The organism is Actinacidiphila sp. bgisy160 (genome assembly GCF_965342435.1).
Taxonomy (GTDB): domain Bacteria; phylum Actinomycetota; class Actinomycetes; order Streptomycetales; family Streptomycetaceae; genus Actinacidiphila.
On record NZ_CBDRCM010000004.1, the window covers coordinates 174,034 to 188,056 of the forward strand.

Annotated in this window: 14 protein-coding genes; 3 read left to right on the forward strand and 11 right to left on the reverse strand. The window is 73.4% G+C overall.

Annotated elements, in window-relative coordinates; all coding sequences use genetic code 11:
* The first annotated feature begins 281 nt into the window (after positions 1–281).
* Positions 282–2,225, forward strand: coding sequence for an anthranilate synthase family protein (locus tag ACRWNP_RS06445; protein ID WP_431959995.1), 1,944 nt, complete (start codon positions 282–284; stop codon positions 2,223–2,225).
* A gap of 144 nt (positions 2,226–2,369) precedes the next feature.
* Here the strand turns inward: ACRWNP_RS06445 and ACRWNP_RS06450 are convergent, their stop codons facing one another.
* The 5 genes from ACRWNP_RS06450 to ACRWNP_RS06470 form a co-directional block, all read right to left on the reverse strand.
* The gene (locus ACRWNP_RS06450; protein WP_431959996.1) at positions 2,370–3,032 is read right to left on the reverse strand and encodes a uridine kinase family protein; all 663 of its coding nucleotides are present in this window, start codon (positions 3,030–3,032) and stop codon (positions 2,370–2,372) included.
* Between the two features lie 131 nt (positions 3,033–3,163).
* Positions 3,164–4,192 carry a 6-phosphofructokinase gene (locus ACRWNP_RS06455; RefSeq protein WP_431959997.1) on the reverse strand — a complete coding sequence of 343 codons (1,029 nt, stop codon included), beginning with the start codon at positions 4,190–4,192 and terminating at the stop codon, positions 3,164–3,166.
* A 179-nt stretch (positions 4,193–4,371) separates the two neighbouring features.
* Positions 4,372–5,031, reverse strand: coding sequence for a response regulator (locus ACRWNP_RS06460; protein ID WP_431959998.1), 660 nt, complete (start codon positions 5,029–5,031; stop codon positions 4,372–4,374).
* A gap of 17 nt (positions 5,032–5,048) precedes the next feature.
* The gene (gene macS / locus ACRWNP_RS06465; protein WP_431959999.1) at positions 5,049–6,188 is read right to left on the reverse strand and encodes a MacS family sensor histidine kinase; all 1,140 of its coding nucleotides are present in this window, start codon (positions 6,186–6,188) and stop codon (positions 5,049–5,051) included.
* Between the two features lie 114 nt (positions 6,189–6,302).
* On the reverse strand, positions 6,303–7,019 hold the full coding sequence (locus ACRWNP_RS06470) for a lysophospholipid acyltransferase family protein (protein ID WP_431960000.1): 717 nt from the start codon (positions 7,017–7,019) through the stop codon (positions 6,303–6,305).
* A 127-nt stretch (positions 7,020–7,146) separates the two neighbouring features.
* On the opposite strand from ACRWNP_RS06470, the gene ACRWNP_RS06475 reads away from it, so the two are divergent.
* On the forward strand, positions 7,147–7,932 hold the full coding sequence (locus ACRWNP_RS06475) for an alpha/beta hydrolase (RefSeq protein WP_431960001.1): 786 nt from the start codon (positions 7,147–7,149) through the stop codon (positions 7,930–7,932).
* Positions 7,925–8,491, forward strand: a complete 567-nt coding sequence (locus tag ACRWNP_RS06480) for a hypothetical protein (RefSeq protein ID WP_431960002.1) — start codon at positions 7,925–7,927, stop codon at positions 8,489–8,491. The genes ACRWNP_RS06475 and ACRWNP_RS06480 overlap by 8 nt, the downstream gene beginning before the upstream one ends.
* A gap of 91 nt (positions 8,492–8,582) precedes the next feature.
* Here the strand turns inward: ACRWNP_RS06480 and ACRWNP_RS06485 are convergent, their stop codons facing one another.
* From ACRWNP_RS06485 to ACRWNP_RS06510, 6 genes are all read right to left on the reverse strand, one after another.
* Entirely contained in the window at positions 8,583–9,350 is a 768-nt protein-coding gene (locus ACRWNP_RS06485; RefSeq protein ID WP_431960003.1) for an endonuclease/exonuclease/phosphatase family protein, read from the reverse strand.
* A 444-nt stretch (positions 9,351–9,794) separates the two neighbouring features.
* The gene (locus ACRWNP_RS06490; RefSeq protein WP_431960004.1) at positions 9,795–10,736 is read right to left on the reverse strand and encodes an ROK family glucokinase; all 942 of its coding nucleotides are present in this window, start codon (positions 10,734–10,736) and stop codon (positions 9,795–9,797) included.
* A 104-nt stretch (positions 10,737–10,840) separates the two neighbouring features.
* Positions 10,841–11,242, reverse strand: a complete 402-nt coding sequence (locus tag ACRWNP_RS06495) for a DUF5304 family protein (RefSeq protein ID WP_431960005.1) — start codon at positions 11,240–11,242, stop codon at positions 10,841–10,843.
* Positions 11,243–11,309: 67 nt separating this feature from the next.
* A complete protein-coding gene (locus ACRWNP_RS06500) occupies positions 11,310–12,542 on the reverse strand; it encodes an ArsA family ATPase (RefSeq protein ID WP_431960006.1) in 1,233 nt (410 codons plus the stop codon).
* Between the two features lies 1 nt (position 12,543).
* Entirely contained in the window at positions 12,544–12,987 is a 444-nt protein-coding gene (locus ACRWNP_RS06505; protein WP_431960007.1) for an SRPBCC family protein, read from the reverse strand.
* 97 nt (positions 12,988–13,084) lie between these two features.
* Positions 13,085–13,852, reverse strand: coding sequence for a metallophosphoesterase family protein (locus tag ACRWNP_RS06510; RefSeq protein WP_431960008.1), 768 nt, complete (start codon positions 13,850–13,852; stop codon positions 13,085–13,087).
* Between the last annotated feature and the right edge of the window lie 171 nt (positions 13,853–14,023).

A 14,023-nucleotide genomic window follows, 5' to 3' on the forward strand; every position in this document is an offset into this window, starting at 1 on the left:
TCCTCCCATGGACGGGATTCTGGACGCATCCCCGAGCGTACCGGGGCAGTACCTCACCGCGATGCCCCGAAAGCGTGAGACACCGCCGCCGCGTCGTGAGCCGATGCGTTAGGGTGCGGAACATGTACGCAGAGCAGACGCACCTGCAGTGGTGGTGGACCGCGGATCCGGCGGCCCACTAGCAGCGCGTACGCACAGGCAGACGCTCAGGCCGCCCGAGGGGCGGCCTTCGGTGTTTCTGCGGCCGTCCCTTCCCTCGCCGAAGACCGGAAGGAACCGCCGTGGAGAACCACGATTCCCGCACCGCACCCTCCGCCGCCGCGCTCGTCGAACGGCTGCTGGACCCCGCGTGCCCACCCTTCGCGCTGCTCAGGCGCAGAACGCCGGGCCGGTACGCGGACACCGTCGAAGTGCTGCTCGGCCCGGTCGGGACGGCGGAGCGGCTGACGGACGTCGCGCTGCCGACCGGGGCCCCGGAGGCGGCGCGGCCGACGGTGGACGCGCTGGCTCTGGTGCCGTACCGGCAGATCAGGGAGCGCGGCTTCGACGTCCGCGACGACGGGGCGCCGCTGGTCGTGCTCCGCCCCCGGGAGACGTACGAGCTGCCGCTGCCCGAGCTCATGGCGGCCCTGCCCGGGCACGCGGTGCGCGTCCAGGGCGGGGCCTTCGACGTCGACGACGACACGTACGCCGGGATCGTGGAGCGTGTCATCGAGGACGAGATCGGCCGCGGCGAGGGCGCGAACTTCGTCATCCGGCGCACCTTCCGCGGCGAGATCCCCGGCTTCGGGGCGGCGGACGCGCTCGCGCTGTTCCGCGGGCTGCTCGACGGCGAGCGCGGCGCCTACTGGACGTTCGTGGTGCGCACGCCCGAGCGCACCCTGGTCGGCGCGAGCCCCGAGGTGCACGTGCGGATGGCGGGGGGCACGGTCGTCATGAACCCGATCAGCGGCACCTACCGCTACCCCGCTCAGGGGCCGGACGCGGCGGGCCTGCTCGCCTTCCTGCGAGACGCCAAGGAGGTGGAGGAGCTGACGATGGTGGTCGACGAGGAACTGAAGATGATGTGCACCGTCGGCGACCTCGGCGGCGTCGTCGTCGGCCCGCGCCTGAAGGAGATGGCACATCTGGCGCACACCGAGTACGAGCTGCGCGGCCGCAGCACCATGGACGTGCGGGACGTGTTGCGCGAGACGATGTTCGCCGCGACGGTCACCGGGTCGCCGGTGCAGAACGCCTGCCGGGTGATCGAGCGGTACGAGCCCGGCGGCCGCGGCTACTACGCGGGCGCGCTGGCACTGATCGGCCGGGACGCGGGCGGCGCGCAGACCCTGGACTCCCCCATCCTGATCCGCACCGCGGACGTCGACGCCGCGGGCGGGCTGAAGGTCCCGGTGGGCGCGACGCTGGTGCGGCGCTCCGACCCGTACGCGGAGGTCGCCGAGACGCACGCCAAGGCGGCGGCCGTGCTGGCCGCCCTCGGGGTGCGGCCGGGGCGGGAGCCGCGGCCGGCGGCGGAGCGGCCGCGGCTCGGCGACGACATCCGGGTGCGGGCCGCACTGGACGGGCGCCGCAGGAACCTCGCGCCCTTCTGGCTGCGGATGCGGACCGCGGAGCAGCCCCGCACGCTGACCGGGCACGCCCTGGTGGTGGACGGCGAGGACACCTTCACCGCGATGCTCGCACACGTTCTGCGGTCGTCCGGGCCGGAGGTCACCGTGCGCCGCTTCGACGAGCCGGGTCTGCGCGAGGCCGCCCTCGCCCACCGCGGCCCGGTCGTCCTCGGACCGGGCCCGGGCGATCCGTCCGACACCCACGACCCCAAGATGGTCTTGCTGCGCGGCCTCGCCGCCGAGCTGGTGCGCGGCCACCGGCACGGACTGCTCGGCGTCTGCCTCGGCCACGAGCTGATCGCCGCCGAGCTCGGCCTCGACATCGTCCGCAAGGACGTCCCCTTCCAGGGCGCGCAGACACCGATCGACCTGTTCGGACGAACGGAGACCGTGGGGTTCTACAACTCCTTCACCGCCCGCTGCGACGACACGACGGCGGAGGAACTGGCCATGCACCGCGTCGAGCTGAGCCGCGACCGGGCCACCGGCGACGTCCACGCCCTGCGCGGCCCGGGCTTCGCGGGCGTCCAGTTCCACCCGGAGTCCGTGCTCAGCCTGAACGGCACGGCGATCGTGGCGGAGCTCTTGGCGGGAGTGACGGTCGCCGGGTAGCCACGGGCGTGGGGGGGGACCGGTGCCGCCGCCGGGCCCTGCGCGGGAAGTGCCCGCGCAGGGGTCGAGTCGTACGTCGGCGCGACCGTCCTCGCCGGGCCCGCCGACGCGTCTGCACCCCGACGGGTCTGCACCCCCGGCGCGTCAGACGGCCGCCGCGGGGAACTGGTGCGTCCGCGGGGTGACCGCGCGGGGCCGGCGGGGGCGGGCGGCCGGGACCGGGTCGGGTACGGACTCGGGGACGGGCGACAGGAGCGGGCCGACGAGGCCCAGCACCGCCGCCACCATCTCCGGGCCCTCGTTCGTGCCGTCCACCACCAGATCGGCCAGCGCCCGGGAGGGCGCGACGTGGGCGACGTGCCGCTCCCGGCCGCTTTGCAGATAGTTCAGCAGGGACAGCCGCGGGTCCTGCCGCTGGACCTCGATCTTGCGCAGGATCTTGCGGGCCAGCCGGACGTCGTCGGGGGCGTCCACGTACACCCGCCAGTCCGCCCGTTCCCGTACCGACGGCAGCGTCAGGGCGAACAGGCCCTCGACCACCACGAGGCGCACGCCGGGCCGGGCCAGCGCCGCGTCGATCGCGGCGCTGACGGCGGCCTCGTCGATGGAGCCGGGATGGTTCCAGTCGAGGATGGCGTGCCCGGCGGCGCTGACCGTCCACACGCCCCTGAGGGGATCGTGCGCGGGCACGTAGTAGTCGTCCAGATGGACCAGTGCGATGCTCTCGGGACACTGCAGCGACAGGGCCTCGGCAAGGGTGGACTTGCCGGATGCGGTGCCGCCTGCGACCGCCAGTACACCCGTCATGCCGGGCGCTCCTCATGTGCTCAAGGGGGATAAACGAAGCGGCCGGACAAGCCGGGTGCAGGGAATGTACGGCCGCGTGATCGCCCATGGCAAGCGGTGAAAGCGCAGACGGCGCCGAGGAAACGCGGTGTTTACCCGAAGAAGACGCCTGCCTCCGTGTAGAGGCGCGGATCGACCGTCTTGAGCTGGGTCGTCGCGTCGCGGAGCGGAACGCGGACGATGTCCGTGCCACGCAGTGCGACCATCTTGCCCCAGTCCTGATCGCGGACCGCGTCGATGGCGTGCAGGCCGAAGCGGGTGGCGAGCCAGCGGTCGAAGGCGCTGGGGGTGCCGCCGCGCTGGATGTGGCCGAGGACGGTGGTACGGGCCTCCTTGCCGGTGCGCCGCTCGATCTCCTTGGCGAGCCACTCGCCGACACCGGAGAGCCGTACGTGGCCGAAGGAGTCGAGCGACTGGTCCTTCAGCACCATGTCGCCGTCCTTGGGCATGGCGCCTTCGGCGACCACGACGATGGGTGCGTAGCGGATCTTGAAGCGGCTCTCCACCCAGGCGCAGACCTGGTCGACGTCGAAGCGCTGCTCGGGGATGAGGATGGCGTTGGCCCCGCCGGCGAGGCCGGAGTGGAGGGCGATCCAGCCGGCGTGGCGGCCCATCACCTCGACGACGAGGACGCGCATGTGCGACTCGGCGGTGGTGTGGAGGCGGTCGATGGCCTCGGTGGCGATGTTGACGGCGGTGTCGAAACCGAAGGTGTAGTCGGTGGCCGCCAGGTCGTTGTCGATGGTCTTGGGTACGCCGACGCAGGGGACGCCGTACTCGTCCGACAGGGCGGTGGCGACGCCAAGGGTGTCCTCGCCGCCGATCGCGATGAGTGCGTCGACCTCGTACTTGGCGAGGTTCTCCTTGACGCGCCGCACGCCGTTCTCCGCCTTGAGCGGGTTCGTGCGGGACGAGCCGAGGATGGTGCCCCCGCGCGGGAGGATGCCGCGCACCGCGGGGATGTCGAGCGGCACGGTGTCGCCCTTGAGGGGGCCGTGCCAGCCGTCCCTGAAACCGGTGAACTCGTATCCGTACTCCTGGACACCCTTGCGCACGATGGCACGGATGACCGCGTTGAGCCCGGGGCAGTCTCCGCCGCCGGTCAGCACGCCAACTCGCATGATCCATCCCTTCCCGTTCGCACCTTTTGCCTGCGCCCACGACGCTAGCGTGACCGGCGTCACAGGTGGGATGGGCCGTTCGGTGAAATCCCTTGATCTACGGGGATGTTGGCGCGCCGATTTCACCCTTCCGGGCGGCGCGCGGCGCGGGGCCGGGCGCCCCCGGGACGGCGTCGGGGCTACTCCTCGTCCAGTCCTCGTTCGATGGCGTAGCGGACGAGTTCGACGCGGTTGTGCAGCTGGAGCTTGCCGAGGGTGTTCTGGACGTGGTTCTGGACGGTGCGGTGGGAGATGACCAGCCGTTCGGCGATCTGCTTGTAGCTGAGTCCCTTGGCGACAAGCCGCAGGACCTCGGTCTCGCGGTCGGTGAGCCGGGGTGCCTCGGGCGTGTCGGCCGCGGCGGGGGCGGGGTCGGAGGCGAGGCGGCGGTACTCGCCGAGGACGAGGCCGGCGAGGCCGGGGGTGAAGACCGGGTCGCCGACGGCGGTGCGCCGGACGGCGTCGAGGAGTTCCTCGCGGCCGGCGGATTTCAGCAGGTAGCCGGTGGCACCGGACTTCACGGCCTCCAGGACGTCCGCGTGCTCGCCGCTGGCGGACAGCACCAGCACCCGCAGGGCGGGGTTGTCGGCGATGACGTCCTTGCAGACCTGGACGCCGGACAGGCCGGGGAGGTTGAGATCGAGGACGAGCACCTCGGGCATGGCCGCCTTGGCGCGCCGCACCGCCTCCGGTCCGTCGCCGGCGGTGGCGACCACCACGTATCCGGCCTCGGTGAGGTCGCGGGCGACCGCGTCCCGCCACATGGGGTGGTCGTCGACCACCATCACCTTCACGGCCATGACCCCAATCTCCTCCCTCACTTGACGAGCCTCAACTCGACTTCTGTCCCCTGCCCGGGCACCGACACCAACTCCGCCGTGCCGCCGAGGTCCCGGAGCCGGCCGCGGATGGACTGGGCGACCCCGAGCCTGCCCTCGGCCTCGGCGGCGGCGAGGCGGCCCTCGGGGATGCCGGGGCCGTCGTCGCGGACGCTGACCAGCACGGCCCCGGGTTCGTCCTCGACGAGGATCCAGGCGTGTGCGTCCTCTCCGGCGTGCCGGCGGACGTTCTCCAGGGCGGCGCCCACGGCGGCGGTGAGCTCGCGTGCGGCGCGGGCCGGGAGGAGGACGGGGGTGCCGGGGGCGGAGACGGTGACCCGGGCGCTGCCGTACGGGGCGAGCAGCCCGCGCAGGTCGCGGGGCGCGTCGGCGTCCTCGCCGGCGGCTTCGGCGTCGGTGCCGTCGCGGGGGGACGGCAGGGCGGCGTCGGTGACCAGGGCGCGCAGGGCCGCCTCCTGCTCTCCCGCCATGCGGCCAAGGGCCTCGGCCTCGCCGCCGATCTCGGCGCCGCGCCGCTGCACCATGGCGAGCACCTGCAGCACGTTGTCGTGGATGTCGCGGGCCAGCCGCTCCCGCTCGCGGGTGGCGGCCTCGATCTGCAGGGCGCGGGCGAGGGTGCGTTCGCTGGCGCGGGCGACCTCGACGACGTATCCGATGGCGATGCTGGCGATGGCGACCAGCAGCACATTGTGGAGGGTGTCGCGGGCCGGGGCGCCGCGTTCGACGATGTTGGCGCCGCCGACGAGGCAGGAGGCGGCGGCGGCCCAGCGCCAGCCGCCCTTGATGGCGAAGGCGAGCACGGAGCCGGCGGTCCAGATCGACGGCAGGGTGGGGCCGCCGTCGAGGATGCGCTGGTGCGCCTCGACGAGCGGGGTGATGAGGATGCCGGTGAGCGCGACGGCGAGGTCGGCGATGAGGAAGGGCCTGGTGCAGCGCTGGGGCGAGCTCACCTTGCCGATGGTGGCCAGCGTCCACACGGCGAGCACCGTCAGGTAGGCCGCGCCCGCCAGGGGGTGCGCGTGCTCGTGGTAGGCGACGGCGTAGAGCCCTATGGCGTAGGCGGCGGTCAGCACCCGGTAGCCGGTGAGGGCGCGCCACAGCGGCTGCTCGACGGACATGCGTGTGACGCGTGCGGGCCGCGCCGCGGCGGGCGCGGCGGTTCTCCGCCCGGTCGCGCCGGTCTTCTCCCCGGCCATGGGCCGTCCCCCCCGTTTCCCCCCGGGCGCGTCCGGCTAGGACTCGCCGTGCTGCTGTTCCTTCTTCGCCGCCTCGGCGATCTGCCGCTTGGCGGCGGTCGCGTAGATGTCCACGTACTCCTGGCCGGAGAGCTTCATGATCTCGTACATCACCTCGTCGGTGACCGAGCGCAGGATGAAGCGGTCGTGCTCCATGCCCATGTAGCGGCTGAAGTCCAGCGGCTTGCCGATCCGGATGCCGGGGCGCATCAGCTTGGGCATGACCTGGCCGGGCGGCTGGATCTTCTCCGTGTCGATCATGGCGACCGGGATCACGGGCGCGCCGGTGGCGAGCGCGATGCGGGCCAGTCCGCCGGGCTTGCCGCGGTAGAGGCGGCCGTCGGGCGAGCGGGTGCCCTCGGGGTAGATGCCGAAGAGCTCGCCCGCCTCGATGACCTTTATCCCGCTTTTGATCGCGGCCTCACCGGCGCCGCGCGCTCCGGAGCGGTCCACGGGGAGCTGGCCGACGCCCTTGAAGAAGGCGGCGGTGAGCTTGCCCTTGATGCCGGGTGTGGTGAAGTACTCGGCCTTGGCGATGAAGGTGACCTTGCGGTCGAGCACGGCGGGCAGGAAGAAGGAGTCCGAGAAGGACAGGTGGTTGCTCGCCAGGATCGCCGGTCCCTGCTTGGGGATGTGCTCGAGGCCCTCCACCCACGGCCGGAACGCGGCTCGCAGGGGATGGCCGATGGCGATCTTCATCACGCCGTACAACAACCGATGACCTCCTGTGTCTGACGGGAAGACCATAACGCCAGATCCGCCGGTGCTCTCCCCCGGTGTCGGCCGTCCGCGTACTGTGAGGTATTGCTTTTCGCGCATTCCACCGAACAGGAGACGTACGGTGCCGCTGATGCCCGGAGCCGAGCCCTACCGCCAGGACGGCGGTGAGGTCGGCGTGCTGCTGTGCCACGGATTCACCGGCACGCCGCAGTCCATGCGGCCGTGGGCCGAGTACCTCGCCGAGCGGGGCCTGACCGTGTCCGCACCGCTGCTGCCGGGGCACGGCACGCGCTGGCAGGACATGCAGCTGACGGGCTGGGAGGACTGGTACGCGGAGGTGGACCGGGAATTCCGCGCACTGTCCGAACGCTGTGACCGCGTGTTTGTCTTCGGAATGTCGATGGGCGGGGCCCTGACCCTGCGGCTGGCCGCGCAGCACGGCGCCGCGGTCAGCGGTATCGCCCTGGTCAACCCCTCGGTCAAGGCCGACAGCCATCGGCTGAAGGCCGTCCCCCTCCTGCGCCACTTCGTGCCCTCCGTGCCGGGCATCGTGAGCGACATCGCCAAGGAGGGCTCGGAGGAGGTCGGCTACGACCGCACCCCGCTGCGGGCGGTGCACTCGCTGAGCCGTTTCTGGAAGCTGGTCCGGCACGAGCTGCCGCAGGTGACGCAGCCGCTCCTGCTGCTGCACAGCCGGGTCGACCACGTGGTGCACCCGTCGAACTCGGCGGTCGTGCTGAGCCGGGTGTCGTCGGCGGACGTCACGGAGACGGTGCTGGAGCGCAGCTACCACGTCGCGACGCTGGACCATGACGCGGAGACGGTCTTCGAGGAGTCGTACGCCTTCGTCGAGCGCCTGTCGGGTGCGGGGGAGCGGGCGGACAAGGAGGACGCCGCCAGTGGCTGAGCCCGAGGAGGAGCGTCGGCAGGTGCCGGAGGGCGGCGAGCCGGAGCGCACGCCGCTGGACGAGGAGTCGGCGTGGGCCGAGCTCGTCGCGGCGTACGAGAAGGACCCCGAGCCCGGGACGGGCTCCTGGCCCGCGGCCGAGGACGTCCCGGCGGCGGACCGGGACGGCAAGGGCGAGGCCGACCGGGAAGGCGGCGAGGGCACGGCGGACCCGTCCGCACTGCCCTCGGCGCCGGACGCGACGCGCATCGTCATCCACCCCGTGCTGTCCGGTCCGCGTGACTACGAACTGGACGAGGACGAGGACGAGGGCCACTACGAGCCGCCGGAGCCGCCGCCGCTGCCGGAGGCGGACGTGACGACGAAGTTCGCCTGGCTCGCCGCCGTGGGCGGGCCGCTGCTGATCTTCGGTTTCGTCCTCTTTCAGGAGCCGATGCCGTGGTGGGCACTCACGGTCGGCGTCGGCGGTTTCCTCGGCGGCTTCGCCACCCTGGTGACGCGGATGCGTCCGGGCGGCGACGAGGACGACGACCTGCCGGGCGGCGGCGCCGTCGTCTGACCGGCGCCACGTACTGCTCTCGTCCGGGACCGGAGGCCCGGCAGCCGGACGGTCGGCGACCGTTCCATGCAGCGGTCCTGAGGCCGCGCCGTCATCGGGCGGAGGCGGGCACCCTGAGGGCGGCCAGGACCGGGAGGTGGTCCGTGGCCGCCCGCAGGTCGTACGGGGTGACGCCGGGCAGGCCGTGCGGGACGCCGCAGCCGAGGACCTCGATACCCGGGGTCGTGAAGATCGCGTCGATCCGCTGGTGCGGGTCCTCGGGGGTGGAGGTGTACTCGCCGCCCCAGGGCCGGACCGCCCAGGCGTCCTGCAGGTCGTCGGCGAGCCGGCGGAAGGTCCTGCCGTGGGGGCGGTCGTTGAGGTCGCCGCCGACGACCGCGTGCGGCTCGCCCATGGCGGCGAGCCGGTCGAGCAGCATGCCGCCCTGCTCGTAGCGTTCGCGCGCGTGGAGCGAGAGGTGGCAGCTGACGACGGACAGGCGGGCGCCGCCGACGCGCACGACGGCGGTGGCGAAGCCACGCCGGTGCAGGCCGGGGGTGCGGGGCAGCAGGACGTCCTCGGCGCGTTCCACGTGTACCCGCAGGGAGGACAGCACGAGGGGGCCGGTGGCGGTGGCCCCGCCGGTGACGGCGACCAGTCCGCAGGCGCGGGAGAGACGGGCGACGGCCTTGCGCCAGCGGAAGAAGCGCGGGGCCTCCTGGATCAGCGCGACGTCGGGGTCGCAGGCGCGGATCACCCGGGCGAGCGCCGCGGTGTCGTCCCGCATCGAGCGGATGTTGTAGCTCAGCACGCGGACGACGGCGGAGCCGTCCGGCTCGGTACGGGACGCCGGCAGCTCCGGCGGCGGGCCCTGGCTCACGGGGTCACTGTAGCGGCGCCCCGGTCGGGCGCGACGGCGGGACGGCCCCGTGCGTGTGGTCGGTGCCGAGGCTCGCGCACCGCTGTCGCGACGGCGTCGACGACTCCGTCGGAGGTCTGCGGGGTCGCCGCCTTCACCTCCGCGCGGGCGGAGTTCGCCGGGGACCACCGGTTGCGTCGCCGAGGTGCGGCTGAGCGCCACGAGGTCGGGCGAGGCGGCCTGCGGGGCCGGCACGGATCCGCTCGACGGCGCCCGGGACGTCGCCCGGGACGGCGCCCGCGAACTCGCCCGTCCGCTCGCCGAAGTCGCCGCGAAGCACGGCGCAGCCCGGGTGCGCACCCACACGGCCGCGCATCCGCCGCGCCCGGGAAGGGCGGGTGCCCCCGTTGCTCCTGGGCGGGAGCGACGGGGGCACCGGATGCCGTGCGGGTGACCGCCGGGGGGCTAGCCCTGGCGGGCGAGGTCGGCCGCGCCGACCAGGCCGGCCTTGCCGCCGAGCTGGGCGGCGAGGACCTGGGCGTGCGGGCGGTACTGACCGCCGACCAGCCAGCGGCGGAAGGACTTGCGGATGGGCTCGAGGACGAGCTCGCCCTCGTCGGAGACACCGCCGCCGACGATGAAGGCGGAGGGGTCGAAGAGCGAGGCCAGGTCGGCGAGGCCGGCGCCGGCCCAGCGGGCCAGCTCGCGGAAGGAGTCGACGGCGACCTTGTCGCCCTCGCGCGCGGCCCGGCTGATGTGCTGGCCCTGGATGCCCTCGGGCGTGCCGTCGCCGAACGACAGCAGCAGCGCGGCGTTCTCCGGCTGGGCGACGGCCCGCTGCTTGGCGTACCGCACCAGCGCCCGGCCGGAGGCGTACTGCTCCCAGCAGCCCTGGCTGCCACAGCCGCAGAGCAGACCGTCCGGCACCATGCGGATGTGGCCGAACTCGCCGGCCACGCCGAAGCGGCCGCGGCGCAGCTTGTTGCCGATGATGATGCCGCCGCCGAGCCCGGTGCCCAGGGTGATGCAGATGACGTCCTCGTGGCCCTGTCCCGCGCCGAAGCGGTACTCGCCCCAGGCCGCGGCGTTGGCGTCGTTCTCGACCACGACGGGCAGGCCGACGCGCTGTTCGACCTTGTCCTTCAGCGGCTCGTGGCGCCACCGGATGTTGGGCGCGAAGAGCACGGTGGCGCGCTTGTCGTCGACGTAGCCGGCGGCGCCGATGCCGACGGCCTCGACCGTGTGGTTGGCGCTGACGTCGTGCACCGCTGTCGCGATGGCATCGACGACGCCCCCGGAGGTCTGCGGGGTCGGCACCTTGACGATCTCGAGAATCGCGCCTTCCTCGTCGACCACGCCGGCCGCGATCTTCGTGCCGCCGATGTCGACGCCGATGGTGAGTCCCATGTATCCCTCAGTATTCGGTCGAGCCCCGCTGCGTCCAACCGTACCGGAGGGCGACCCGCGCCCTGTTCGGGCCCGATGTTCCTCCCGGGTCCGCGTCGCGCCGTTCAGTCCAGGTCGATGCGTTCGCTGGGCGGGGTGTCACCGCCGGAGGTCCAGCGGCGTTCCTGTCCGCTCACCGCCGCGCGGTAGGCGGCCAGGAGTTCGGCGCCCGCGGCGGCGAGGTGGTCGAAGACCTCGGGGTTGCGCTCGACGATCGGCTCGACGGCCTGCTTGACCTGCGAGATCAGCCCCTGCGCGGCCATCTCCGCGGCAGGGCCGCGAAGCATCGACAACCGGTCGGTGACGGCTTCCGCGAGACGCCTCAGCTCCTCGCCGGCGCTGCCGGCGGTCTGGCCGCTCTGCTGCCGTCGGCGGGCGTTCTCCGCGGCGATGTCCTCCGCGCTCGCCTTGGCCCAGGCGTCGGAATCGGTGTCGGGGCGGCCCGCGCGGTCCGTGGATTCGCTCATGGTGGCTCCGTAAGGCTCCGGCTTGGTACCAACGACGGTACCCGAACGGGGGCGGCGCTTTCAGTGCTCAGCGGGGCCAAAGACCGGGATCCGGGGCGAACCGGACCTGCAGCGCGCCGTCACGGAGCGCGGCACCGGCCACGGTGCAGCGGCGCAGCGCGGAGGGCAGCGGGAGGATGCGGCGGTATCCCTCGGCGTCGACGACGAGTTCGTCGCCGCGGCGTACGAGGTCGACGGTGTCGCGTGTCGCGCCCGGCAGCGGCAGCCGCCACAGCAAGTGGCCCTCGGCGGCGAGCCGGTCCTCGGTGGTCCACGGCTGCGCGGCGGGGCCCTCGGGCACCTCGGCCGGCGGCAGGGCGGCGAGCCGGGCGAGGTCCTCGGCGCCGCGTGGTTCCCGGCCGAGGTGCGGCAGTTCGTGGAGCGCGGTGGGCGTGCCGGCCAGTTCCGCGCGCAGGGCGCGCACTTCCTTGCGGCGGTGGCCGGCGAGTTCGGCGAGCCAGGGGTCCGGGGAATCGGCGGGCAGCAGCCGGTTGGCGACGACGGCTTCGAGGCGGTGGCCGTACAGGGCCAGTCCGGTGCGGGCCCGGCGCACGGCGTCGGCGGCGTGGGTGCCGGGGGCCACGACGAGCCGGACGGTCGTGGCGGAGTCCTCGATCACTGCCTGGGCGGTGGCCAGTTCCCGGTCGACGCGGGCGGCCGCCTCGTAGGCCCAGGCACCGGGCGCGGGCACGCCCGCGAGCTGGGCGAGGACGGGGCGCAGGGCGCGGGCGGCCTGCCGCTCCTGGGGAACCAGCCGGGCGATGTAGCGGCGCAGTTGCGCGGGGAGCGCGAGTGCGGCCAGGGCGTCGTGGACCGGCGGGAGGTCGACGACCACGAGGTCCCAGCCGCCGGCGGTGTCCCGCAGGGCGCGCAGCAGTGCGAAGGCGTCGGCGCCGGGGAGTTCGGTCAGCTCCTCGGGGTCCAGCGGGGCCGCGCCGAGCAGGTCGAGCAGGGACCCGAGGCGTTCCTGGACGGCCCCGGCGTCGGCTCGGAAGGCGGCGGCCGCGTCGATGCGCGCGGCCCACAGGCCGGGGACGGACGCGACGGGGGCGATGGGCAGGGCTGCGGTTTCGTCCGTCCGCGGAGCGCCCTCACCCCCGGCCGGGGCGGGCACCGGGCCCAGCACCCTGTCGAGGGAGGCGTCACGGTCGGCGGAGAGCAGCAGCACGCGCCGCCCGGGCGTGCTCGCGGCCACGGCCGTGGCGGCGGCGACCGTCGTGCGCCCGGCGCCGCCCGTGCCGGTGACCAGGAGCGTGCGCACGTCAGCCCTGGGACTCGACGCGCTTCTTCAGGCCGGCGAGGGCGCGGTCGATGATGACCTTCTCGGCCTTACGCTTGATCATGCCGAGCATGGGGATCTTGACGTCGACGGTCAGCTGGTAGGTGACCTCGGTGCGCTTGCCGTCCTCGATGGGGGCCAGGACGTAGGCGCCGTCCAGGGTGCGCAGCATCTGGGACTTGACCAGGGTCCAGCGGACCTCGTTGTCTCCGACCCAGGTGTAGGCGAGGGTGTGGTCGTCCTTGATGGCGCCCGCGTCCAGGAGGAGCCGGACCTGCTCGGCGCGGCCGTCACCGCCGGCCGAGAGGATCTCGGCCTCCTTCACCTCGCCGGTCCACTCCGGGTACCGGGCGAAGTCGGCGATGACGCCCATGACATCGGCCGGGGCCGCGTCGATCGTGATGCTCGACCTGGTGTGTTCCGCCATCGCCGTGGCCCCTCCGGGACGTCGCGTCGTACCTGCTGTCGTATGTCTGCTGGTGAAGGCTACCGCCTGGTCGGGCGGCCGGAGACCGCCGGGGCGGTCACCAGTGCAGTGCCCACGGCGTTCGGGTGGAGTTGAAGTGACCGACGTTGACGCATTCGGTCGCCCCCAGGCGCATCCGCCGTACGAGCGGCTGGTGGACGTGGCCGAAGAGGGCGTAGCGGGGCCGGACCCGGCGGATCGCCTCGAGCAGGGCCTCGCTGCCGCGTTCGAGACGCCGGGCGACGGTGTCGTAGCAGAGCTCGGGAACGGCCGGCGGGATGTGCGAGCACAGCACGTCGACCTCGCCGAGGGCCTCCACCTTGGCGGCGTACGTCTCGTCGTCGATCTCGTACGGGGTGCGGTAGGGGGTGCGCAGCCCGCCGCCGACGAAGCCGAAGACCAGACCGCCGATCTCGGTGGTGGTGCCGTCGAGCACGGTGGTGCCGGGCCGGGCGTACTCCGGCCAGAGCGCGGGGATGTCGACGTTGCCGTAGGTGGCGTACGTCGGGGTGGGGAACGCGGCGAACAGCTCGGCGTACTGCCGCCGCACGGCGGACTCGATGGCGGTGCGCCGGTCGGTGCCGAGCCCCGCCCACAGTTCGCGGTCGAGGGCGCGGGCCTCGTCCCAGCGCAGGGCGGTGCGCAGGCCGACCATGCGGGAGGTGTTCTCGGCGCCGAAGAGGTCGGGGAAGATGCCCTGGGAGTGGTCGGCGTAGTCGAGGAAGAGGATCAGGTCGCCGAGGCAGATCAGCGCGTCGGCGCCGTCCCCGGCCCTGGCGAGGGCCTCGGAGGCACCGTGGACGTCACTGACGACATGGACCCGCATGACGATCACTGTAGGACGCGCCGGGCGGGGTTGGGGAGGGCACACCGGGGCCCCTGTTACCTGCGGGTCACCAGGGGCCTCGACTACGCTTCCGACCAGTGGATCCGCACTGTGCCGCGGCGGGCGTCCGGCGTGTGACGACGATGTGACACACAAAACATCTACACGGCA

Coding starts and splice junctions, on each gene's coding strand:
- ACRWNP_RS06450 (WP_431959996.1), bottom strand. CDS start 3,032: ATGACGGGTGTACTGGCGGTCGCAGGCGGCACCGCATCCGGCAAGTCC.
- ACRWNP_RS06455 (WP_431959997.1), bottom strand. CDS start 4,192: ATGCGAGTTGGCGTGCTGACCGGCGGCGGAGACTGCCCCGGGCTCAAC.
- ACRWNP_RS06460 (WP_431959998.1), bottom strand. CDS start 5,031: ATGGCCGTGAAGGTGATGGTGGTCGACGACCACCCCATGTGGCGGGAC.
- macS (WP_431959999.1), bottom strand. CDS start 6,188: ATGTCCGTCGAGCAGCCGCTGTGGCGCGCCCTCACCGGCTACCGGGTG.
- ACRWNP_RS06490 (WP_431960004.1), bottom strand. CDS start 10,736: ATGGGACTCACCATCGGCGTCGACATCGGCGGCACGAAGATCGCGGCC.
- ACRWNP_RS06495 (WP_431960005.1), bottom strand. CDS start 11,242: ATGAGCGAATCCACGGACCGCGCGGGCCGCCCCGACACCGATTCCGAC.
- ACRWNP_RS06505 (WP_431960007.1), bottom strand. CDS start 12,987: ATGGCGGAACACACCAGGTCGAGCATCACGATCGACGCGGCCCCGGCC.
- ACRWNP_RS06510 (WP_431960008.1), bottom strand. CDS start 13,852: ATGCGGGTCCATGTCGTCAGTGACGTCCACGGTGCCTCCGAGGCCCTC.